The sequence below is a fragment of the Pseudoxanthomonas sp. LH2527 genome (genome assembly GCF_022539275.1).
Classification (GTDB): Bacteria; Pseudomonadota; Gammaproteobacteria; order Xanthomonadales; family Xanthomonadaceae; genus Pseudoxanthomonas_A.
The window spans coordinates 11870-32510 of sequence record NZ_JAKZBW010000035.1 but is presented as its reverse complement, the minus strand read 5'-3'; the positions used below and the strand labels follow the sequence as shown (position 1 = coordinate 32510).

Genomic DNA, 20641 nt, shown 5'->3' with positions numbered 1-20641 from the left:
GTCCGGCGCGACGCGGTACCCTTGCCGCTGCACGCCGCTCTCCGTTTCCCCGATGTCCCAGCTAGCCCAGGCCAGCCGCGACGCCCTCAGCGAGGGTGGTGCGCTGGCGGAACGACTCGATGCCTTCGCGCCCCGCGACGCCCAGCAGCGCCTGACGGCGGCGATCGCCGATGCCTTCGATGGACGCGACGTGCTGCTCGCCGAAGCCGGCACCGGCACCGGCAAGACCTTCGCCTATCTGGTGCCCGCGCTGCTGTCCGGACTGAAGACCATCGTCTCCACCGGCACGCGTGCGCTGCAGGACCAGCTGTACCACCGCGACCTGCCGCGCGTGCGCGACGCGCTCGGCGTGGCAGGGCTGAAGTCCGCGCTGCTGAAGGGCCGCAGCAATTACCTGTGCCGCTACCGCCTGAACCAGGCCAAGGGCGATCCGCAGGCGCTGCGCACCACGTTCACCAGTCGCGAACAGGTCGACCAGTTCCAGCGCATCGTCGCGTGGGGCGGACGCACCAAGTTCGGCGACATGGCCGAACTGGCCGCGCTGCCGGACGACTCGCCGCTGCTGCCGCTGGTCACCTCCACCATCGACAACTGCCTGGGCAGCGAATGCCCGTTCTGGGAGGACTGCTTCGTGGTGCAGGCGCGCCAGCGCGCGCAGGCCGCCGACATCGTGGTGGTCAACCACCACCTGCTGCTGGCCGATCTGGCGCTGAAGCAGGAAGGCTTCGGCGAAATCCTGCCGGGCGCGCAGGCCTTCGTCATCGACGAGGCGCACCAGTTGCCCGAACTCGCCGCCAACTTCTTCGGTGAAGGCTTCGGCATGCGCCCGTTGCAGGAACTGGCGCGCGACTGCCTGGCCGAGTCGAAGGACGCCGCCGGCGCGCTGTCCGCCCTGCAGCCACCGGTGCGTGCGCTGGAACAGGCGCTGCGCGAGGCCCGCGCGGCGATGGAAGGCCTGCCATCGCGCGGCACCCGCGAGCGCTTGCTGGCGAAGCCGGAGGTGGCAGCAGGTTTCGACGCGCTGATCGACACGCTCGGCGACCTGTCCGCAGCCCTCGCGCCGCTGGCGCCCGCATCGCTTGGACTGGAAGCCTGCGCGGCGCGGGCGAAGGAATTCGGCACACGGCTGTCGCGGTGGTATGAAGCGCCGGGAATCGGGAGTAGGGAATCGGGAATGGGTGAGCGGGGCGCTCCGGCGATTCCCGATTCCCCACTCCCCACTCCCGAGTCCAGCGACGTGCTCTGGTACGAACTGACGCCACGCGGCTTCCGCTGCCAGCGCACGCCGCTCGATGTGTCCGGTCCCTTGCGGCAGCACCGCGAGCAGTCGCGCGCGGCGTGGGTGTTCACCTCGGCCACGCTCGCCGTCGGCGGACGCTTCGACCATCTCGCCGAGCGCCTGGGCCTGGATGATCCGCCGACGCTGCTGCAGCCCAGTCCGTTCGACTGGCCGCAGCAGGCGCTGTGCTACCTGCCTAGCGGCCTGCCCGATCCGAATGCGCCCGGCTACGGCGCGTCGCTGATCGCCACGCTGCGGCCGGTGCTGGAAGCCTCGCAGGGGCGCGCCTTCCTGCTGTTCGCCTCGCATCGCGCCTTGCGTGAAGCGGCCGACGCCTTGCGCGGCGGGCCGTGGCCGCTGTTCGTGCAGGGCGAGGCGCCGCGCGGCACCTTGCTGGAGCGGTTCCGCGCATCGGGCAATGGCGTGCTGCTGGGCGCGGCGAGTTTCCGCGAGGGCGTCGACGTGGTCGGCGATGCGCTCAGCGTGGTGGTGGTGGACAAGCTGCCGTTCGCCGCGCCGGACGATCCGGTGTTCGAGGCCCGGCTGGAAGCGGTGCGGCGCGCCGGCGGCAACCCGTTCCGCGACGAGCAGCTGCCGCAGGCGGTGATCGCGCTGAAGCAGGCCGTCGGCCGGCTGATCCGCAGCGAGACCGACCGCGGCGTGCTGGTGCTGTGCGACCCGCGCCTGACCGGCAAGCCGTATGGGCGCGTGTTCCTCGATTCGCTGCCGCCGTTCCGGCGCACCCAGCGCGTGCAGGACGTGCAGCGCTTCTTCGGTGCCGAAATCGAGGAGGCGGTTGCGGCGCCGATGCGGGCTGCCGATGCCGACGACTGGTTCGCCGACGCGCGCTTCTGATCGTCCTTCCGTCGCAGCGTTTAAGCTAGCCCCCTCTTTCCGCGCGTCCGTCCCATGAAGCTGCTCGCCTTCGAAACCGCCACCGAAGCCTGTTCCATCGCCGTGTATGTCGATGGCGAGGTGCGTGAGCGCTTCGAGGTTGCGCCGCGGCGGCATGCCGAGCTGGCCTTGCCGTGGGCCGAGCAACTGCTTGCCGAAGCGGGGATCGCGCGGACGCAGCTCGACGCCATCGCCCTGAGTCGCGGACCGGGTGCGTTCACCGGCGTGCGCCTGGCGATCGCGCTGGCGCAGGGCATCGCGCTGGCGCTGGACCGGCCGCTGGTGCCGGTCTCCACGCTGGCGGTGCTGGCCGCACGCGTGCCGCCGCCGTGCGTGGTCGCCGGCGAGGCCGGCTGTGCCGTCGTGGCGGCGCCGCCGATCCTGGCCGCGATCGACGCGCGCATGGGGGAGGTCTACACGGGCACGTTCGCCTGGCGCGACCACGTGCTGACCGCGACGTCCGCGGAAGCCGTGCTGGCGCCGGCCGGCTACGACCTGCCCGGCGATGACGCCGGCTGGATCGGCGTGGGCACGGGCCTCGCCGCCGCAGACGGCGTGCTCGCCACGCGCCTGCAGCCCCGCTTCGCCCGCATCGACGCGCAGGCGCTGCCGCATGCGGCCGATCTCGCGCGGCTGGCGGCGGATGCCTTCGCGCGCGGCGAGGCGGTCGCGCCCGAGCAGGTCGAACCGGCCTACCTGCGCAACAACGTCGCCCTGACCCTGGAAGAACAGAAGGCCCTGCGCGCCTCGCGCGCCTGAGCCTGCCGCCGGCTATTCGTCGCGCACTTCGCCGCCCGGCAGGAAGCGCCAGGTGCGGGTGACATGCAGGACGTCGACGTTCTCCGCCGTTTCCGGCAACGGCGGGAACGGCGAGGACAGCTGCACGATGCGCTGCGCGGTGGAATCCAGCAGCGGGATGCCGCTGGACTGGATGATGCGGGTCTGCTCGACGCTGCCGTCGCGGCGCACCGCCACGCTGATCACCAGCGTGCCGGCCAGGCGCCGGCGGCGCGCCTCGTCGGGGTAGTTGAGGTTGCCCACCTGCTCGGCGCGGTCGACCCAGGCGCGCAGGTAGTTCGCGTACACGTATTCCTTGGTGCTGGCCGAGACGAACTTGCGCTTCGGCCGCTTGGCGTACAGCTCGGAGCGCAGGTGGTACTCCGCCGCCAGCCGGGCCATTTCGGCGTCGCGCTGCACCTTCTGCTGTCCCAGCGGCAGGTCGGGCTGGTCCGGCTGCGGGCGGGCTTCCGGCGTGGGCGTGCGCGTTTCGCTGTCGCGCGTGGTCACCACGCGGCTCTCCGGCGGCGGTACCGGTGCGGTGGTCTGCGCGCGCAGCGGCTGCGGTGCCAGGCCGGTGTCGGGCTGCGGAATCCAGCCGGCCTGGCTGTCGCGCGGGCGCTTGGCCTGCTCGCTCTCGCCGCCGCCTTCCTGGTTGGCCGCCGCCAGGAAATCGGCTTCCTTCGGGGTCAGCGGGGTGCTGGTCTGGCTGAGGATCACGTCCAGCGTGGGCATCACCGGCGCGGCGTCGTCCAGCGCGAAGCCCACGCCCAGCACCAGCAGGCCGTGCACGATCAGCGACAGCGCCAGGGTGGCGCCGAGGCGTTCGTTGGCGCCGATCTTCGGCGGTGGGACGGGAACCGCCGACATCTCAGGCCAGCTTCTTCTCGATGACGTCGAACAGCTGCCCGGCGATGTTCAGGCCGAACTGCGCGTCCAGCTCGCGCACGCAGGTGGGGCTGGTGACATTGACCTCGGTCAGGTAGTCGCCAATCACGTCCAGGCCGACGAACAGCATGCCGCGCCGCTTCATCTCCGGGCCGACCTGGGCGGCGATCCAGCGGTCGCGTTCGCTGAGCGGGCGGCCTTCGCCGCGGCCGCCGGCGGCCAGGTTGCCGCGGAACTCGTCGCCCTGCGGAATGCGCGCCAGGGCGTAGTCCACCGGCTCGCCATCGACCAGCAGCACGCGCTTGTCGCCGTCCTTGATACCGGGGATGAAGCGCTGCGCCAGGGTCAGGCTGCCGTCGCCGATCAGGGTTTCCAGGATGACATTGGTGTTGGGGTCGCCGGCCTTGACGCGGAAGATCGAACGGCCACCCATGCCGTCCAGCGGCTTCAGCACCGCCTCGCCGTGCTCGGCGACGAAGGCCTTCAGCGCGGCCGGGTCGCGGCTCACCAGCGTGGGTGGGCAGCACTGCGGGAAGAGCAGGGCGGCCAGCTTCTCGTTGAAATCGCGCAGGCCCTGCGGGTCGTTGACTATCAGCGCGCCGGCCTGCTGGGCGATGCCCAGCACATGGGTGTCGTAGAGATACTGGTCGTCGAACGGCGGGTCCTTGCGCATCAGCACGACCTGGCCGGGGCCGAAGGCCAGGTCCTGCGGCTCGCCGAGGGTGAACCAGCCGGTCTTGTCGTCGCGGACCGTCAGCGGCGCCACCTGGGCGTGGGCCACGCCGTCGCGCAGCGACAGCCGGCCAGGGGTGACGTAGCGCAGGCGGTGGCCGCGCCGCTGGGCTTCCAGCAGCATGGCGAAGGTGGTGTCCTTGGCGATCTTGATGGACCCGATGGGGTCCATGATGACGATGACGTCCAGCGGCATGGGGGAGGTTCGGCAGGAGACGCCGCGATGGTATCAGGGCGCGCGATATCGCCGCCCCGGTCGGTTGTGGAACGCATCTTGCCTCCCGTCACGACAAACTGCGACGCAGTTCGCATCATCCCGTTCATCGGGACGGCCGTCGACGCTGTCGCTTGACAGTGCGCGCCGGGATAGGGGATATAAGCAGCAACGCAGCGTGGCCGGTTCGTCAATGAAGCCACGCGCGCACGGGGAAATCAGGTAATGACGCAGAACGAAGGCCAGGCCGGTGGACTCCACGGCCTACGGGTCATGGTGATCGATGACTCGAAAACCATCCGCCGCACCGCGGAAACCCTGCTCAAACGCGAGGGTTGCGAGGTCGTGACCGCGACGGACGGGTTCGAGGCCTTGGCCAAGATCGCCGACCAGCAGCCGCAGATCATCTTCGTGGACATCATGATGCCGCGCCTGGACGGGTATCAGACCTGTGCGCTGATCAAGAACAACCAGGTGTTCAAGTCCACGCCGGTCATCATGCTGTCGTCCAAGGACAGCCTGTTCGACAAGGCGCGCGGGCGCATCGTCGGCTCGGAGCAGTACCTGACCAAGCCGTTCACGCGCGAGGAACTCCTCGACGCCATCCGCGCCCACGTCAGCACCTGAGGGGCTGGCGCCGTGGCGATCATTCGCATTGAAGGCACAGGGGGCGGGCGATGATCCGCACACCGTTCGATACGCTGGCCGAGTACGAGCGCCGCAGCCTGGCGCATGCCGTGCTGCAGCCGGCGCGCGAGGTAGCGCAGGACCAGTACCGCGGGGTCGGCTACCGGGTGGGCAAGCGCCGGCTGATCTCCAACTTCGGGGAAGTGGTGGAAATCGTGCAGATGCCGCCGGTCACGCCGGTGCCGGGCGCGCACCCGTGGCTGCTGGGCATCGGCAACCTGCGCGGCAACCTGTTTCCGGTGGTGGACCTGAAGCAGTTCCTTGAAGGCGAGCGCACCGTGCTGCACGAAGGCCAGCGCGTGCTGGTCATGCGCCAGGCCGGCGGCGACGTCGCGCTGACCATCGACGAACTGTACGGCCAGCGCAGCTTCCACCAGTCGCAGCAGGTCGAGCCGGGGGATCTGGCGGACGGCCGCTACGGGCATTTCATCGATCGCGCTTTCGCCAGCGACGATCAGCGGTGGGGCGTCTTCGCGTTGGGGTTGCTCGCGCGCACGCCCGAATTCCGCCAGACCGCGCTTTGAGCGCGCACGACAAGCACAATCCAGGGGTTGAACGATGAGCACTGCGACGGATTCTCCTAGCGCCGGCAAGGTCGGCAGTTTCGGCAACAACTTCTGGTTGCTGCTGCTGGCGCTGTCGGTGCTGGTCTTCGGTGCCAACACCGGTGTGGCCACCTACCAGGGCAGCCGGCTGTCCGGTGCCAGCACCGGCGCATCCGACATGCGCGTGCTGTCGCAGCAGCTGACCAACCAGGGCCGGGAAGCGGTCGCCGGCAACGCCGAGGCGTTCAAGGCGTTCAAGGAGACCAAGCGGTCGGTCGAGTCCACCGTGTCCGACCTGCAGAGCCGCTTCGGCAACGAAGCCGCCATCTCCGGCCCGCTGGCCAAGCTGAGCGCCACCTGGGCGCCGCTGGGCAAGAACGCCGACCAGATCGTCGCGTCCGAATCGGCCGTGCTGGCGCTGGCCGGCAACGCCGACCGCTTCGCCACCCAGGTGCCCAACCTGCAGGCGCAGCTCAACGAAGTGGTGCGCGCCATGTCCGCCGGCGGCGCGCCGTCCTCGCAGATCTACAGCGCGCTGCAGCAGGTCGTGCTGGCCGGCACCATGGCCCGTCGCGTGACCGAAATCCGCGCCGGCGGCGCCGGTGCCGCCACCGCCGGCGACGCGCTGGGCCGCGACGCCGTGCTGTTCGGCCAGGTGCTGGACGGCCTGCGCGACGGCAACCCGGACCTGGGCATCGCCCCGGTCCGCAACGCCTCCGCCCTGTCCGCGCTGCAGAATTCGCAGACCCTGTGGACCGCGATGAAGAAGGACCTGGACGCGATCCTGGCCAGCTCGCGCAACCTGTTCGCCGCGCAGTCGGCCGCCGCCGCGCTGACCAACGGCTCGGGCCAGATGCTGCAGGACAGTACCAACCTGTTCCAGGCGTTCTCGGCCTTCGGTTCGGTGCGCGACACGCGTCTGTTCCCCAACTTCTGGCTCGGCATCGCCTCGGGTATCGCGGCGCTGGTCTCCATCATCGGTCTGTTGTGGTCGCTGTACCGCACCCGCCAGCGCGAGCAGGAAATGCGCTACCAGACGCAGGTGGAATACAACAGCCGCAACCAGCAGGCGATCATGCGGCTGCTGGACGAAATCAGCTCGCTGGGTGAAGGCGACCTGACGGTGAAGGCCTCGGTGACCGAGGACATGACCGGCGCCATCGCCGACGCCATCAACTACGCCGTGGACGAACTGCGCAACCTGGTGACGACGATCAACGACACCTCGGTGCAGGTGGCGGCGTCCACGCAGGAAACCCAGGCCACCGCGCTGCAGCTGGCGGAAGCCGCCGGCCACCAGGCCGACCAGATCACCACCGCGTCCGACCGCATCAGCGAAATCGCGACCAGCATCGACCAGGTGTCGAAGAACTCCACCGAGTCGGCCGAAGTGGCGCAGCGCTCGGTGCAGATCGCCACCGAGGGCGCCGGCGTGGTGCGCGAGACGATCCGCGGCATGGACCAGATCCGCGACCAGATCCAGGAAACCTCCAAGCGCATCAAGCGCCTGGGCGAGTCCTCGCAGGAAATCGGCTCGGTGGTGGAACTGATCAACGACATTTCCGAACAGACCAACATCCTGGCGCTCAACGCGGCCGTGCAGGCGGCTTCGGCCGGTGAAGCGGGCCGCGGTTTCGCGGTCGTGGCCGACGAAGTGCAACGCCTCGCCGAACGCACCTCGGGCGCCACGCGCCGTATCGAATCGCTGGTGCAGACCATCCAGGCCGACACCAACGAAGCGGTCAGCTCGATGGAGCAGACCACCGCCGAAGTGGTGTCCGGTGCACGACTGGCCGAGGACGCGGGTACCGCGCTGGGCGAGATCGAGCGCGTGTCGAACGACCTGAACAACCTCATCAAGGGAATCTCCAGCGCCGCGCAGCAGCAGTCGTCGGCCGCCCTGGACATCACCCAGACGATGGGCGTGATCCGCCAGATCACCTCGCAGACCTCGCTGGGTGCCGGGCAGACCGCCGAGTCCATCGGCCACCTCGCGCAGTTGGCCGCGGACCTGCGCCGCTCGGTCGCCGACTTCAAGCTGCCGGGCTGAGGACGGGACGCACTGCATGAACTTCCTACGCCATCCCGCCCGCCTGCAGCGCGAGGCTGACGGCTCCGCCGTCGCCGCGGGAGCACGCCCATGAGTGCGCTGCGCGAAGCCATGAGCCACGCCGTGCTCGGTTGGGTGAAACCCGAACTGGACGAAACGCTGCGCCTGGTCCGCCAGGAAATCGAGGCCTTCGTCGAGGCGCCTGCCGACACCAGCCGCATGCGCTTCTGCGCCGGCTACCTGCACCAGGTGCAGGGCACGCTGCGCATGGTGGAACTGTATGCGCCGGCGATGGTGGCCGAAGAACTGGAACTGCTGGCCAAGGCCCTGCAGGACGGCAGCGCGGGCGACCGCGACGAAGCCTGCGCCACGCTGATGCGCGGCGCCGTGCTGCTGCCGGATTACCTGGAGCGGCTGCAGGAAGGCCATCGCGACATCCCCATCGTGCTGCTGCCGCTGCTCAACGAGATCCGCGCAGCGCGCGGCGCGTCGGGCCTCAACGAAAGCATGCTGTTCCCGCCCGGCAGCCGCGAGGAAGCGACGCCGAGCGAGGCCGAGATCGACCATGCGCGCAGCAGCCTCAGCGGTCGTAACCGCGAACTGCTCGACACCGTCGGCAACGCGGTCAAGGAAGAACTGCTGCGGGTGAAGGACGCGCTGGACCTGCACCTGCGGACCGGCAGCGATGCGCACGAACTGGAGTCGCAGGTCACCGAACTGGGCAACGTCGCCGATACCCTCGGCATGATGGGCCTGGGCGTGGCGCGCGACGTGGTGATGCAGCAGCGCGACACGCTGCGCGAAGTGGTGGCCGGCACGCGGCCGGCCGACGAAGGCACCCTGCTGGATATCGCCGGCGCGCTGCTGTACGTCGATGCGTCGCTGGACGACCAGGTCGCGCGGCTGGGCAGCGGCGGCGACGCCGCGCCGGATCCGAGCGCGGCCGAATCGCAGCGCACGGTCGAGGTGCTGGCGCAGGAAGCCATCATCAACTTCGCCGGCGCACGCGAGCGCTTCGTCGCCTTCATCGAAACCAACTGGGACCATGCCGAACTGGCGGATGTCCCGCGCCTGCTGGACGAAGTGGCCGGCGCCCTGCGCATGCTCGAGCTCGGCCAGGCCGGCGACTACGTGGTCGGCGTCAAGCGCTACGTCAGCGGTGAGCTGATCGGCAAGAAGCGCGTGCCCGGCGGCCAGCAGCTGGACACGCTGGCCGACGCGATGGCCAGCCTGGAGTACTACCTGGAAGCGTTGCGCGAGCGACGCCCCAATCGCGACGACATCCTCGAGATCACCCGCGGCAGCCTGGAGACGTTGCGCTACTGGCCGCTGCCGGCCGACGCCACCGCAGCCGCGGAAGCGCCCGTTGTCGAGGCGCCGGTCGCCGCACCGACGCCGACCCAGGTCGCCGAAGCGCCCGCCGCACCGGAACCCGACGTCGAGGCGGCTGCGCCCGCAGCGGTGTCGTTCGGTGCGCTGTCGCTCGAGCCGCTCGATGCCGCACCGTCCGTGCCGGCACCCGGCGGCGCCAATCCGTTCGATCCGGTCGGCTTCGAGGAAGCCGATGGTAGTGATGCGCCGGTGCCGTTCGAGGCGCAGACGCTCGCGCCTGAGGCGCCGGTCGAGGCCGACGACATCGCGGCGTTCGACAGCACAGCGGTCGACCTGCCGGTCGAAGCCGCCGTCGCGGAAGCGCCTGCGCCGGTCGTCGACACCGAAGCCGACACGCTGCCCGACCTGCGCCACGAGATCGCCGCTGCCGCCGCGGCCGTGCCGCCGGCGGTCATGGGTGGCTTCGATGGCGACAGCACCGATATCGACGACGACATCCGCGAGGTGTTCCTCGAGGAGTTCGACGAGGAAATCGTCAACCTGCGGCAGCTGCTGCCGGCATGGCGCAGCAACACCGAAGACCTGGAACGCCTGCGGCCGATCCGCCGCGTCTTCCACACGCTGAAGGGCAGCGGCCGCCTGGTCGGCGCCAAGACGCTCGGCGAGTTCAGCTGGAAGGTCGAGAACATGCTCAACCGCGTGCTCGACCGCACGCGCGCGCCCAGCCACGCCGTGGAGGTCCTGCTGGAGCAGGCCTGCGAGACGCTGCCGCAGCTCAACGCCGCATTGCGCGGCCAGGGCAGCGTCACCGCCGACCTGGCCGGCCTGCAGGACGTCGCCGATCGCCTGGCAGCAGGCGAGGACGCGTACTACAGCGCCGAGCCGGTGGTGCTGGACGAAGAGGCCGACTTCGTCGAGCCCGCCGCCGTCACGCCGGCTTCCTTCGCCGACGATGCGCCGGCCGTGTTCGAGCCGGAAACCGAGGGCACGCCGGCCTCCGTCGATGCGGTGCTGCGCGAGATCCTGGAAGCCGAGGTCGACAACCACCTCGACACGGTCGACCACTGGCTGCAGCAGGCGCAGGTGGAGGCCACCCCGGTCACCGAAGAACTGCTGCGCGCGATCCACACGATGAACGGCGCGCTGGCGATGGCCGACGTACCGGAAATCACCCACGTCACTTCGCCGGCCGAGCAGTACGTCAAGCGCCTGCTGGCCGCGGGCGAAACGCCCACGCCGGAAGGCGTCGCTGCCCTGGCCGATACCGCGCAGGCGATCCGCCGCAGCGTGGCGGCCCTGCAGGCGCCGTCGCCGCGCATCCCGGTGTTCGCCGCGCTGGCGGGCCAGCTGCGCGCGCTCGGCGACAGCCTGCCCGACCTGCGCCATGGCGCGCAGATCGTCGACGACACCCGGCAAGGCACCTACGTCGGCCAGACGACCGCACCGGTCGCGCCGTCCGACATCGAACTGCTGGCGATGGACCTGTCGGCCTATCTCGACAGCGAGGCGGCCAACGGCGCCGGCGGGTTCGACACCGTCGCTCCGGTCCAGGATGCCGGCCTTGCCGATGCTGCGACGTCGCCGGTCGAAGAGACCGCCGATGCCGTGGACGCCCCCGTGGCATCGACCGAAGCGCCCGCCGTGCCGGAAACCCCGGCGCCGGTGGACCGGAGCGTCACCTTCTACGACATCGATTACCGCATCACGCCGCGTACGCCGGCGCCCGAGGCGGGCGTCGCCGCGCCGTCGGGCGAAACCGCGCACGATGCCGAAGCGCTGGCTCCCGCGGAAGAAACCCCCGCTGAAGACATCGCCATTGCCGACATCCAGGCCGATGCCGACGTAGCCGATCATGTCGAAGCCGTTTCGACGGCCACCGAAGAGACGGTCGCGCTTTCCGGGGCGGATGCCGCCGGGCAGGCCACCGACGACGCGGTCTCCCTTACCGAGGACGATGCGCTGGTGGTCGATGGCGACCTGCCCGCGTTCCTCGTCGAAACGGACGCAACGACGCCGGCAGACGCCGACGCGTCGGTCGCCGAAGAAAGCCTGTCCGTGGTCGACGAGATCGCCGCTTCGGACGAGGTGGTGTCCGTGGACGCAACCGACACCGCTGCGGAAACGCAGCCGGACATCGCCGACGCCGCCGAGATCGAAGAGATCACCCTCGAGGGCGATGTCGCCGGCCTCGATGCCGTGGACAGCGTCGAAACGCTGCAGGAAACGGTGGAAGACGAGGGCGTTGCCGACGAAGCCACGATGGCCGTCATCGCGGATGACGCGTCCTTGGCCGACGTCCAATCCAATGCCGACGTCGTCGCTGACGCGGCGCTGTCCGCCGAGGACAGCGCCGACGGAATCGCCGTCGAAGAGATGGCGCCGGAAGCCGCCGCCCTCGTCGACGCCGCGGAGACCACCGACGTCGTGGATGCCGCGGATGCGGAAGAGACCGCGTTGCAGGATGTCGAAGCCGTTGCCTCCGTCGAAGTCGAGGAGTCTGCCGTGACCAGTGCACCCGCCGACATGCCGGAGCCGGAAGACGCGCTCGACGTCACCGGGCTCGACCTGGACCTGGTCGAGATCTTCATCGAAGAAGGCAACGACCTGCTCGACCACTCGGACGACCTGATCGCCAAGCTGCGCGAAACGCCGGAAGACCGCACGCTGATCACCAGCCTGCAGCGCGACCTGCACACGCTGAAGGGTGGCGCACGCATGGCGGGCATCCACGCCGTCGGCGACCTCGGCCACGCGATCGAATCGATGCTGGAGTCGATCGCCGGCCAGCGCACCGAGCTCGACCGTCGCGCCGTCCAGTTGCTGGAGCGCGGCTTCGATGCGCTGCACGCGCAGCTGGCCCGCGTCACCGCGCGCCGCGCGGTCGCCATTCCGGACGGCATGATCGCCGAGTTCAACGCGCATGCCCGCGGCATCGTGCTGCCCGACGCGCCCGTCGCCGCCGACACGCCTGCCGGACCGGTCGAACTGGCGCCGCTGTCGGCGCCGATCGACACCGACGCCGCGGCCGCGGCGCCGGTCGAGGAGGAGTTCTTCCCGGTCGGCCAGCAGGAACAGGTGCGCGTACGCGCCGACCTGCTCGATCGCCTGGTCAACAACGCCGGCGAAGTCGCAATCTACCGTGCCCGCCTCGAACAGCAGCTGGGCGCGTTCCGCGGCGCGATGGCGGAGCTGGACCGCACCAACATCCGCATGCACGACCAGCTGCGTCGCCTCGATCTGGAAACGGAGGCGCAGATCGTCGCCCGTTACCAGCGCGAGCACGACAAGCAGGATCCGACCTTCGATCCGCTGGAACTGGACCGCTTCTCCACGCTGCAGCAGCTCAGCCGCGCGCTGGCCGAGTCGGCCGCCGACATCAGCGGCCTGCAGGGCGTGCTGGACGACCTGGCGCGCCAGTACGACAGCCTGCTGCAGCAGCAGTCGCGCGTCAGCTCGGAACTCCAGGACGGCCTGATGCGTGCGCGCATGCTGCCGTTCGAGGGCATCGTGCCGCGCCTGCGCCGCGTGCTGCGCCAGGCCGCGACCGAGACGCACAAGCAGGTCAGCCTGCAGTTCTCCGGTACACACGGCGAAATGGACCGCAACGTGCTGGACCGCATGACCGCGCCGCTGGAGCACCTGCTGCGCAATTCCGTCGCGCACGGCCTGGAAACGCCGAAGGAACGCCGCAAGGCCGGCAAGCCGGAAGAGGGCACCGTGCACGTGGCCCTGCGCCGCGAAGGTTCGGAAATGGTGCTGGAGGTGTCCGACGATGGCGCCGGCCTGAACCGCGATGCCATCCGCAAGCGCGCCGAGCAGCGCGGTCTGCTGCAGCCGGGCGCCGTGCTGCCCGACAGCGCGCTGGACCGCATGATCCTGGAGCCCGGCTTCAGCACCGCCGACAAGGTCAGCCAGCTGGCCGGCCGCGGCGTGGGCATGGACGTGGTCTACAACGAAGTGCGCCAGCTGGGCGGTTCGCTGGAAATCAGCTCGGTGCCCGGCAAGGGCGCGACCTTCACGCTGCGCCTGCCGCAGACCCTGGCGGTCAGCCAGGCGGTGTTCGTGCAGATCGGCGAAACCCAGTTCGCGGTGCCGGTGGCGGCGGTCAGCGGTATAGGCCGCATCAGCCACGCGCGCTTCAGTGCGGGCGCGGGCAGCTACCACTACGCCGGCGAAGACTATCCGCTGTACAACCTCGGCCACCTGGTCGGCCAGGGCCCGGCCAAGGCCGAAGGCCAGCCGCAGGTGCCGCTGTTGCTGGTGCGTTCGGGCGACCTGCGCGCCGCGGTGGCGGTGGACCAGGTGCTGGGCAACCGCGAAATCGTGGTCAAGCCGGTCGGTCCGCAGATCGCCTCGATCCCCGGCATCTACGGCGCCACCATCACCGGCGACGGCAGCGTGGTGGTGATCCTGGACGCCGCGCCGCTGGTGCGCCGCCACCTGGCCCAGCCGCAGGAGCCCACGCAGCAGGCCCCCGCGCTCGAGCAGCGTCGCGTGCCGCTGGTGATGGTGGTGGACGACTCGCTGACCATGCGCAAGGTCACCAGCCGCGTGCTGGAACGCCACAACTTCGAGGTCAGCGCCGCGCGCGACGGCGTCGAGGCGCTGGAGAAACTGGAAGAGCGCGTGCCCGACCTGATGCTGCTGGATATCGAAATGCCGCGCATGGACGGTTACGAGCTGGCCACGGCGATGAAGGCCGATCCGCGCTTCAGGGACGTTCCGATCGTGATGATCACGTCGCGTACCGGCGACAAGCATCGCCAGCGCGCCTTCGACATCGGCGTGCAGCGCTACCTGGGCAAGCCGTACCAGGAGCTCGACCTGATGCGCAACGTGTACGACCTGCTGGGAATCGCCCGTGTCCGTGAGTGAAGCCAAACGCGTTGCCCTGCTGGCGCGCCCGGGCGAGGCGCGCGAGCGCCTGCGCGTGGCGCTGCATGAGGCCGGCGCCGAGATCGTGCTGGAAGACGACCCCAACACGCTCGACGCCGATGCCCTCGGCAGCAGCGCGCCGCAGGTGGTGCTGGTGGCGCTGGAGCCGGCCATCGAGGACAGCCTGGAGCGCTTCGACAGCGTGCTGCACGATCCCGCGGTGGCGGTGATCTTCGACGAGGCCGACCTGGCCGCGCGTCGCCAGGGATGGGACGCCCAGCGCTGGGCGCGCCACCTGGCCGCCAAGCTGCACGGCCACCAGGACGTGCTGCCGCCCGGTCGCGAAGAAGACGTGGGCCTGCAATTGGAACCCGGCCTGCCGGTGACGCCGGCGCAGCTGCATGCAGGCGAACAGGTGTCCGACTACCTGGAATCGGTGGCCGGCATGGCGCTGGAACTGCCCAGCGACGACTTCGCCTACACCGGCGGCTTCCAGCCGCGCGCCGCCGACGAGCAGGTCGTCGATGCCGATGCGTGGCTCAGGTCGGCGTCGGAGCAGGCGGAGTCGGCGTCGCTGCCGCCGCCTCTTCCCGCCGCGCCGGCGGTCGCCGAGCCGCCGCCGCTGCCCGCGCCCAAGGCCAGCTTCGATCTGTCGTCGCTGGAACTGGAACCGCTGGAGGGCGGTGGCGTGGCCCCCGCCGCGCGCACCCAGGGTGCAGTGCTGGTGTTCGCCGGCATCGGCGGCCCGGACGCCGTGCGCAAGCTGCTGGCCGACCTGCCCACCGGTTTCCCGAAGCCGGTGATGGTGCACCTGCGCCTCGATGGTGGCCGCTACGACAACCTGGTCCGGCAGATGGAGCGCGTGGCGCACATGCCGGTGCTGCTGGCCGAAGCCGGCAAGCCCGCCGAAGCGGGGCACGTGTACGTGATGCCCGGCGACGTGGTCCCGTTCGTCGATGACGGCACCGTGGGTTTCCGCCCCGGCGCGGTGATCCACACGGTCATTCCACAACTGCCGCCGGCCGACAGCGCGGTGCTGCTGCTCAGCGGCAGCGATACGGCGCTGGTGGAGGCCGCCGCCGAGCTGGGCAACGCCGGCGCGCTGGTCATGGGCCAGTCGCAGGAAGGCTGCTACGACCCGGCCGCACCGAAGGCCCTCGCGGCGCGTGGCGCCGAACTGGGCTCGCCCGCGCAGATCGCGCAGCGCCTGACCGACCGCTGGTTCTGAGGAACACACGATGGCCCATTCCAACGACGAAATCCGCGGCGTCCTGATCCAGGCGGGCGAATACCGCCTGCTGCTGCCCAATGCCACCGTCGCCGAAGTGCTGACACGCGCACCGGTCGAGCCGGTCGCCGACATGCCGGACTGGCTGCCGGGCCGGATCGACTGGCACGGCTGGCCGGTGCCGCTGGTCGCGTTCGGTCGCCTGACCGGCAACGCCAACGACCCGGTCGCGCTGAACAGCAAGATCGTCGTGCTGAAGGCGCTGAGCGGCGACAAGGATCGCCCGTACTTCGCCCTGCTGACGCCGTCGTTCCCGCGCCTGGTCTCGGTGCCGCGTGACGGCCTGCTCGCCGACGCGACCGAGGAGGATCTCCCGGTCGGGGTGAAGGTCCGCGTGCTGCTGGGCGACGAAGCCGCCGTGCTGCCCGACCTGGAAGTGGTCGAAACGATGATCGACGAGGCGCTGGCCAGCGCGGCTTGATCGCCCGCCGACCAAGCAAACCCCGTTTCCGGTAGGAGCGGCCCATGGCCGCGATGCTTCTGCCGGTTGCGTGATCGAAAAGCATCGCGGCCATGGGCCGCTCCTACAGATGTCCCGGGACGCTTCTTTCCCTACAGATCGCCGAACCTCGACTGCAGCGCGGCGATGGCCGCCAGGCCGGCGGTCTCGGTGCGCAGGATGCGCGGACCCAGCCGCAGCCCGGTGAACCCGGCAACAGACAACGCATCGCGATCGCGCGGCGACCAGCCACCTTCGGGACCGATCGCCACCACCACCGCACCGCCGGCGATCTGCACCGTGGCCAGCGAGACTTCGCCGGTCGGATCGAGGGTCAGCTTCGTCGTGTCGGCGCCGACGGTGCGCGCCGCGTCGACCAGGGCGGCGGGTGCAGACAATGTCGGCAAGCGCGCGCGCCCGCTCTGTTCGCAGGCCGAGGCGACAACGCTGCGCCAGTGCGCCATGCGCTTCTCCGCGCGCTCGGCATCCAGCTTCACCTCGGTGCGCTCGGCCATCACCGGCACGACCGCCGCCACGCCCAGTTCGGTGGCCTTCTGCAGGATCAGGTCCATCTTCTCGCCGCGCGCGACGCCCTGCAGCAGGGTGACATGCAGCGGCGACTCGTTGTCCACGCTGCGTGCGGCGATGATCTCGGCCCGCACTTCACGCTTGCTGATCGCGCTGATGCGCGCGTCATAGTCATGGCCGTCGCCGTTGAACAGCACGCACGCATCGCCTTCGCGCAGGCGCAGCACGCGGGCGAGGTGGTTGGCGGCGGTCTCGGGCAGGGCGAGGGACACGCCGACGGCCAGCGGCGCGTCGACATGGCAGCGGGTCAGGCGCATGCAGTGGCCTCGTCGATGGCGTGACGGGTGACGTCGGCGAGCCGTTGCAGGGCGTCGTCGTCGATGCAGTACGGCGGCATCCAGTACAGCACGTCGCCCAGCGGGCGCAGCACCACGCCACGCGCCAGCGCGGCGCGGTACGCCTTCAGGCCGATGCGTGCGGTGGCGGGGAAGGGCATGGCCTTGTCGCCGTCGCGGGTCAGTTCGAACGCCAGCATCATGCCGGCCTGGCGCACGTCGGCCACGTGGCGGTGCGCGGCCAGCGGCTCGGCGAGTGACGCCATCGCGCGCGCGGTGGCGCGATTGCGCGCCAGCACATCGTCGGCGCGGTAGATGTCCAGCGACGCCAATGCCGCCGCGCAGGCCAGCGGATTGCCGGTGTAGCTGTGCGAATGCAGGAACGCGCGCTCGCGCGAGTCGTCCAGGAAGCCGTCGTACAGCGCCTGCGTCGCCAGCACCGCCGCCAGCGGCAGGAAGCCGCCGGTCAGGCCCTTCGACAGGCACAACAGGTCGGGCATCACGCCGCTCTGCTCGCTGGCGAACAGCGTGCCGGTGCGGCCGAAACCGACCGCGATCTCGTCGGCGATCAGGAATGCGCCGCTGGCGTCGCACAGCTCGCGCACGCGGGTCAGGTAGTCGGCGTGGTGCATGCGCATGCCGCCGGCGCACTGCACGCGCGGCTCGACGATCACCGCGCAGACCTCGCCCGGATGCCGTTCCAGCAGCGCGGCCAGTGCATCGGCGGCGCGCGCGGCGCAGTCGGCAGGTGATTCGTCGGGCTGCGCCAGGTAGGCGTCGGGCGAGGGCGCAAACAGCGCCTCGGTCAGCAACGGCGCATACACCCGCCGGTACAGCGGAATGTCGCCTACCGCCAGCGCCCCCAGCGTCTCGCCGTGGTAGCCGTTCTCCAGCGCGATGAACTTCGTCCGCGTGTGCTCGCCGCGATTGTGGAACCAGTGGAACGCCATCTTCAGCGCCACTTCCACGCCCGCCGAGCCGTTGTCGGCGTAGAACACCTTGGACAGCGGCGCACGCCCCGCCTGCCGCGGCGCCACCGCCAGCAGCCGCTCGGCCAGTTCCACCGCCGGCGCATGGGTGAAGCCGGCCAGCATCACCTGTTCCAGCGACTGCGCCTGCGCGGCGATGGCCGCGCCGATCCGCGGTTCCGCATGGCCGAACAGGTTGGTCCACCAGCTGCTGACCGCATCCAGGTAGCGCGTGCCGTCGTGGCCGATCAGCCACGCGCCCTCGCCACGGGCGATCGGCACCAGCGGCAAGGTGTGCGGGTGTTCACGCATCTGCGTGCAGGGATGCCACAGCACGGACAGATCGCGGGCACGCCAGTCGTCCGCCTCTGCTAGCATTCCCGCTTGATGATCCTGTTGTCGCATCCCCCCATGATATCGGGCACCGCCCCCTGCCGTCGCCGCGCACCGCGCGGTGCGGGCGGACGACGTTCCGCCGCATGAGCCGCCTGCCCACCATCCATGGCATCACCCAGCGCGCCGACGGCCCGGACCGCCATGTCGAAGAGCTGGACCTGGAATTCAGCAACGGCGAGCGCCGCCGCTACCACCGGCTGCGCTCGCAAGGCCATGGCGCGGTGGTCGTGGTGCCCATGCAGGACGAGGAAACCGTGCTGCTGGTGCGCGAATACGCCGCCGGCATGCACCGCTACGAACTGGGCCTGGTGAAGGGCCGCATCGACGCCGGCGAGACGCCCGAGCAGGCCGCCGACCGCGAACTGAAGGAAGAAGCCGGCTTCGGCGCGCGCCGCCTCGACGTGCTGCGCGCCCTGACCCTGGCACCCACCTACATGAGCCACCAGTCCTGGCTGGTGGTGGCAAGAGACCTGTACCCCGAGCGCCTGCCGGGGGATGAACCCGAGGAGTTGGAAGTAGTGCCCTGGAAGTTGCAAGACCTCGACCAGCTGATGCTGCGCGAGGATTTTTCGGAAGGTCGTTCGCTGGCGGCTCTGTTCATCGCCCGCGAATGGTTGAACGCGCGGACATGAGTCGAATGACCGCAGACCTGCACGAAGCCGTCATCGTCATCGCCCGCGAAGCGGGCCTCGCCATCATGGCGGTGTACGAGAACGCCTTCGACGTGCAACGCAAGAGCGACGACAGTCCGCTCACCGCCGCCGACATGGCGGCCCACCAGGTCATCGCCGATGGCCTGCGCCGGCTGACCCCGCAGTGGCCGGTGCTGTCGGAAGAAGCCGCCGACATCCCGTGGGCCGAGCGCAGCCAGTGGCCGACCTACTGGCTGGTGGACCCGCTGGACGGCACCCGCGAGTTCATCAAGCGCAACGGCGAGTTCACCGTCAACATCGCGCTGATCGAACAGAACGAACCGATCTTCGGCGTCGTCCATGCCCCGGTGACCGGCGAGACCTGGCACGCGCGCCAGGGCCGCAATGCGTACCGCCGCGTCGGCGACGTGGATGCGCAGATCCGCACGCGCGCACCGGCCACCGGCACGCTGAAGGTCGCGGCCAGCCGCTCGCATCGCGACGCGCGCACGCAGGCCTTCCTCGACGGCATGGGCGGGATCGAGGAGGTCTCGCTCGGCTCGTCGCTGAAGTTCTGCCGCATCGCCGAGGGCACGCTGGACGTCTACCCGCGCTTCGGCCCCACCAGCGAGTGGGATACGGCCGCCGCGCAATGCGTGCTGGAAGCCGCCGGTGGTGCCCTGCTGGCGCCGGATGGCCGCGCGTTCCGCTACAACCGCCGCGAGACGCTGCTCAACGGCGATTTCGTGGCGCTGGGCGACATGACGCTGCCATGGCGCACCTGGCTGGCGCAGGCACAGGAAGGCGCGAACGGACATGCCCGCAGCGCCTGATGGCGACATCGCGCGGCTGCTGGCCATCATGGCCAAGCTGCGCGATCCCGACGGCGGCTGCCCGTGGGACCTGGAGCAGGACTTCTCCAGCATCGCGCCCTACACGGTGGAAGAGGCCTACGAGGTCGCCGACGCGATCGACCGGCACGATCTGCCGGCGCTGAAGGACGAACTGGGCGACCTGCTGCTGCAGGTCGTCTTCCATGCGCAGATGGCGAGCGAGCAGGGCGCCTTCGCCTTCGGCGATGTCGTCGATGCCATCTGCGACAAGATGGTGCGGCGGCACCCGCATGTGTTTGGCCCTTCGACAGGCTCAGGACAGGCTGCCTCGTTCGCCGACGCCGAAGCGCAGACCGTCAACTGGGAAGCGATCAAGGCCGCCGAGCGCAAGGCCGCCGGTGAAGACGACACCTCGGCCCTGGCCGGCGTCGCCCGCGGGCTGCCCGAGTGGCAGCGCGCGATCAAGCTGCAGTCGCGCGCGGCGCGGGTCGGCTTCGACTGGCCCGACACCGGACCGGTCATCGACAAGCTGCACGAGGAGATCGACGAGGTGCGCGTGGAACTCGCCGCTGCGCCGTCGCCCGAGCGCGACGCGCGGCTGGAGGACGAGATCGGCGACCTGCTGTTCGTCGCCGCCAATCTTGCGCGCCACGCCAAGGTGGACGTGGGCGGCGCACTGCGCCGGGCCAACCTGAAGTTCGAGCGTCGTTTCCGTGCGATGGAAGCGATCGCCACCGCCGAGGGCACCACGATGTCCGCGCTGACGCTGGCGCAGCAGGAAGCACTGTGGGCACGAGTGAAGCAGGATGAAGGTGGCGCTGCGTAAGGACGCCGCAACCACCGCCCCAGCCCGCTCCAGACCGTCATTCCCGCGAAGGCGGGAACCCAGCGCCTTTCTGCACCGAGCCGAACCATCGCGATCCTCCGCTCGCGAACAAGGCCGTAGCGG

At 70.2% G+C, this 20641-nt stretch carries 15 protein-coding genes; 11 read left to right on the top strand and 4 right to left on the bottom strand.

From position 1 onward, the window contains the following. Nucleotides 1-52 precede the first annotated feature (52 nt). Both MMG85_RS16385 and tsaB read left to right on the top strand, forming a co-directional pair. The gene (locus tag MMG85_RS16385) at nucleotides 53-2134 is read left to right on the top strand and encodes an ATP-dependent DNA helicase (RefSeq protein ID WP_241047005.1); all 2082 of its coding nucleotides are present in this window, start codon (nucleotides 53-55) and stop codon (nucleotides 2132-2134) included. Nucleotides 2135-2188: 54 nt separating this feature from the next. Beyond that, the gene (gene tsaB, locus MMG85_RS16380; RefSeq protein ID WP_241047004.1) at nucleotides 2189-2932 is read left to right on the top strand and encodes a tRNA (adenosine(37)-N6)-threonylcarbamoyltransferase complex dimerization subunit type 1 TsaB; all 744 of its coding nucleotides are present in this window, start codon (nucleotides 2189-2191) and stop codon (nucleotides 2930-2932) included. 12 nt (nucleotides 2933-2944) lie between these two features. On the opposite strand, the gene MMG85_RS16375 is transcribed toward tsaB, so the two are convergent. Beyond that, nucleotides 2945-3820, bottom strand: a complete 876-nt coding sequence (locus tag MMG85_RS16375; protein ID WP_241047003.1) for a TonB family protein — start codon at nucleotides 3818-3820, stop codon at nucleotides 2945-2947. Between the two features lies 1 nt (nucleotide 3821). Then, entirely contained in the window at nucleotides 3822-4766 is a 945-nt protein-coding gene (gene gshB, locus MMG85_RS16370; protein WP_241047002.1) for a glutathione synthase, read from the bottom strand. Nucleotides 4767-5009: 243 nt separating this feature from the next. Between gshB and MMG85_RS16365 the strand changes: the two genes are divergently transcribed. The 6 genes from MMG85_RS16365 to MMG85_RS16340 all read left to right on the top strand — a co-directional run bounded on the left by MMG85_RS16365 (nucleotide 5010) and on the right by MMG85_RS16340 (nucleotide 15982). Beyond that, a complete protein-coding gene (locus MMG85_RS16365) occupies nucleotides 5010-5411 on the top strand; it encodes a response regulator (protein ID WP_055940451.1) in 402 nt (133 codons plus the stop codon). A 53-nt stretch (nucleotides 5412-5464) separates the two neighbouring features. Continuing rightward, nucleotides 5465-5995 carry a chemotaxis protein CheW gene (locus MMG85_RS16360; RefSeq protein ID WP_241047011.1) on the top strand — a complete coding sequence of 177 codons (531 nt, stop codon included), beginning with the start codon at nucleotides 5465-5467 and terminating at the stop codon, nucleotides 5993-5995. A 34-nt stretch (nucleotides 5996-6029) separates the two neighbouring features. Beyond that, on the top strand, nucleotides 6030-8066 hold the full coding sequence (locus MMG85_RS16355; protein WP_241047001.1) for a methyl-accepting chemotaxis protein: 2037 nt from the start codon (nucleotides 6030-6032) through the stop codon (nucleotides 8064-8066). A gap of 90 nt (nucleotides 8067-8156) precedes the next feature. Next, the gene (locus MMG85_RS16350) at nucleotides 8157-14273 is read left to right on the top strand and encodes an Hpt domain-containing protein (RefSeq protein ID WP_241047000.1); all 6117 of its coding nucleotides are present in this window, start codon (nucleotides 8157-8159) and stop codon (nucleotides 14271-14273) included. After that, entirely contained in the window at nucleotides 14260-15501 is a 1242-nt protein-coding gene (locus MMG85_RS16345) for a chemotaxis protein CheB (protein ID WP_241046999.1), read from the top strand. The genes MMG85_RS16350 and MMG85_RS16345 overlap by 14 nt, the downstream gene beginning before the upstream one ends. 10 nt (nucleotides 15502-15511) lie before the next feature. Next, nucleotides 15512-15982: a chemotaxis protein CheW gene (locus tag MMG85_RS16340; protein ID WP_241046998.1), complete on the top strand. Its 471-nt coding sequence runs from the start codon at nucleotides 15512-15514 to the stop codon at nucleotides 15980-15982. A 131-nt stretch (nucleotides 15983-16113) separates the two neighbouring features. On the opposite strand, the gene MMG85_RS16335 is transcribed toward MMG85_RS16340, so the two are convergent. Next, nucleotides 16114-16845: a 16S rRNA (uracil(1498)-N(3))-methyltransferase gene (locus MMG85_RS16335; protein ID WP_241046997.1), complete on the bottom strand. Its 732-nt coding sequence runs from the start codon at nucleotides 16843-16845 to the stop codon at nucleotides 16114-16116. Beyond that, nucleotides 16836-18236: an adenosylmethionine--8-amino-7-oxononanoate transaminase gene (bioA, locus tag MMG85_RS16330; RefSeq protein ID WP_241046996.1), complete on the bottom strand. Its 1401-nt coding sequence runs from the start codon at nucleotides 18234-18236 to the stop codon at nucleotides 16836-16838. The genes MMG85_RS16335 and bioA overlap by 10 nt, the downstream gene beginning before the upstream one ends. A 74-nt stretch (nucleotides 18237-18310) precedes the next feature. Here bioA and nudE point away from each other — a divergent pair, with 74 nt between their 5' ends. Genes nudE through mazG form a run of 3 tightly spaced genes read left to right on the top strand, consistent with a single transcriptional unit; the run spans nucleotide 18311 to nucleotide 20518 of the window. After that, a complete protein-coding gene (gene nudE, locus MMG85_RS16325; RefSeq protein ID WP_055940469.1) occupies nucleotides 18311-18859 on the top strand; it encodes an ADP compounds hydrolase NudE in 549 nt (182 codons plus the stop codon). Next, the gene (gene cysQ, locus MMG85_RS16320; RefSeq protein ID WP_241046995.1) at nucleotides 18856-19692 is read left to right on the top strand and encodes a 3'(2'),5'-bisphosphate nucleotidase CysQ; all 837 of its coding nucleotides are present in this window, start codon (nucleotides 18856-18858) and stop codon (nucleotides 19690-19692) included. The genes nudE and cysQ overlap by 4 nt, the downstream gene beginning before the upstream one ends. Then, nucleotides 19676-20518 carry a nucleoside triphosphate pyrophosphohydrolase gene (gene mazG / locus MMG85_RS16315; protein ID WP_241046994.1) on the top strand — a complete coding sequence of 281 codons (843 nt, stop codon included), beginning with the start codon at nucleotides 19676-19678 and terminating at the stop codon, nucleotides 20516-20518. The genes cysQ and mazG overlap by 17 nt, the downstream gene beginning before the upstream one ends. Nucleotides 20519-20641 lie beyond the last annotated feature (123 nt).

Coding starts and splice junctions, on each gene's coding strand:
- MMG85_RS16375 (WP_241047003.1), bottom strand. CDS start 3,820: ATGTCGGCGGTTCCCGTCCCACCGCCGAAGATCGGCGCCAACGAACGC.
- MMG85_RS16365 (WP_055940451.1), top strand. CDS start 5,010: ATGACGCAGAACGAAGGCCAGGCCGGTGGACTCCACGGCCTACGGGTC.
- tsaB (WP_241047004.1), top strand. CDS start 2,189: ATGAAGCTGCTCGCCTTCGAAACCGCCACCGAAGCCTGTTCCATCGCC.
- MMG85_RS16385 (WP_241047005.1), top strand. CDS start 53: ATGTCCCAGCTAGCCCAGGCCAGCCGCGACGCCCTCAGCGAGGGTGGT.
- MMG85_RS16340 (WP_241046998.1), top strand. CDS start 15,512: ATGGCCCATTCCAACGACGAAATCCGCGGCGTCCTGATCCAGGCGGGC.
- nudE (WP_055940469.1), top strand. CDS start 18,311: ATGAGCCGCCTGCCCACCATCCATGGCATCACCCAGCGCGCCGACGGC.
- gshB (WP_241047002.1), bottom strand. CDS start 4,766: ATGCCGCTGGACGTCATCGTCATCATGGACCCCATCGGGTCCATCAAG.
- MMG85_RS16355 (WP_241047001.1), top strand. CDS start 6,030: ATGAGCACTGCGACGGATTCTCCTAGCGCCGGCAAGGTCGGCAGTTTC.
- cysQ (WP_241046995.1), top strand. CDS start 18,856: ATGAGTCGAATGACCGCAGACCTGCACGAAGCCGTCATCGTCATCGCC.
- mazG (WP_241046994.1), top strand. CDS start 19,676: ATGCCCGCAGCGCCTGATGGCGACATCGCGCGGCTGCTGGCCATCATG.
- bioA (WP_241046996.1), bottom strand. CDS start 18,236: ATGCGACAACAGGATCATCAAGCGGGAATGCTAGCAGAGGCGGACGAC.
- MMG85_RS16335 (WP_241046997.1), bottom strand. CDS start 16,845: ATGCGCCTGACCCGCTGCCATGTCGACGCGCCGCTGGCCGTCGGCGTG.
- MMG85_RS16350 (WP_241047000.1), top strand. CDS start 8,157: ATGAGTGCGCTGCGCGAAGCCATGAGCCACGCCGTGCTCGGTTGGGTG.